Below are 1185 nucleotides of genomic sequence, written 5' to 3'. Positions count from 1 at the left end.
CGCTCGGGCAGGTGGACCCCGACTGCGGCGAGCACGGCCGTCGGGGGCGCGAGGGGCGGGCGGGACGCCGTCCCGGCGGGGTTGTCTGGCACGCGCGACACAGTAGCCAAGCAGACCCGCTCCGATGAGAGTCGTCCACATCCTCGGGGCTGCCCCAGCATGTCCGGTACCTGTCGTGAAGATGGCGACGGGCCGGTACCTCGTCGTGACTGAGCCGGCGAACCGTGAGGGCCGGGCGGTCGGGTACTGCCGGTCTCGAGAGCGGACCAGACAGCGGATCTGGAGCGGCAGGTCGGGCGGGTCACGCTCGGTGCGTTCGAGCATGAGCTGTGCACGCCGACGACCGCGACGGGCAGTGTCAGGACTGTGCTTGGACTCGGTGGTCTGCGAGGTCGGGTCCGGCCCGGACGCTCGGCGGGTGAAGTTCTCTCGGCTATTGGCCGACCCGTCGGTGACGACGATCGTGGTCGAGCATCGCGACCGTGCGGCACGGTTCGGGCTCGAGCTTCTCCAGGCCATGCTGGGCGCGCAGGGCGCCTCGATCGCGGTCCTGGAGGATGGTGAGGTTGCCAACGCCCGAATGTGGGCCCCGACGCAGATCCTCCACGTCGTTCTGCGCCCGGCAGTATGGGCGGGGCTCGGCCAGGCGGCGAGCTGATGCGGCCGTCGCCGCCGCGATGTCGGTGGGTTCTGGAAGTGTGGCGCCGTGACGTTGCAAGGGTTCCGGGTCGAGCTCAGGCCGACGACTGTGCAGGCGGACCGCCTAGTGCAGCACGCCGGGCTGCACCGGGTCGTGTTCAACCACTGCCTCGCTCGCGTCAAGGCCGTGATGGGGCAGCGCGCGGCGGAGCGCACCTACGGCATCTCGGACGACGACCTCACACCGGCGGTCGGGTGGTCGGCGCCCGCGCTAGAGAAGTACTGGCGGGCCACCCACCGTGAGGCGTACCCGTGGTTCACCGCAGAGGGCTTGTCCTCGCGGGTGCCGAAGGAGGCGTGCCGGGCGCTGGCTGCGGCGTTGTCGAACTGGGCCAGGTCCAAGACTGGTGCCAGGAAGGGTCGTCGGGTCGGATTCCCCCGGTTCCGGAGGCGTAAGGACGGTGCGACGTGCCGGTTCGACGCCCACACCGCACACCCGTCATCGTCGCGCGCGGTGCACGTTCCCACGATCGGGAAGGTGCGTGC

Annotated in this window: 2 protein-coding genes; both read left to right on the top strand. The window is 70.6% G+C overall.

The features are described from left to right. Positions 1–418 precede the first annotated feature (418 nt). A complete protein-coding gene (locus ACFCZN_RS21455) occupies positions 419–658 on the top strand; it encodes a hypothetical protein (RefSeq protein WP_430558114.1) in 240 nt (79 codons plus the stop codon). A gap of 48 nt (positions 659–706) precedes the next feature. After that, a partial coding sequence (locus ACFCZN_RS21450; protein WP_430558113.1) for a helix-turn-helix domain-containing protein occupies positions 707–1185 on the top strand: 479 nt, incomplete at its 3' end.

Source organism: Isoptericola sp. NPDC056134 (genome assembly GCF_042264825.1).
Taxonomy (GTDB): domain Bacteria; phylum Actinomycetota; class Actinomycetes; order Actinomycetales; family Cellulomonadaceae; genus Isoptericola; species Isoptericola nanjingensis.
The sequence above is the reverse complement of the archived record's forward strand: the minus strand, read 5'-3'. Positions and strand labels throughout refer to the sequence as shown.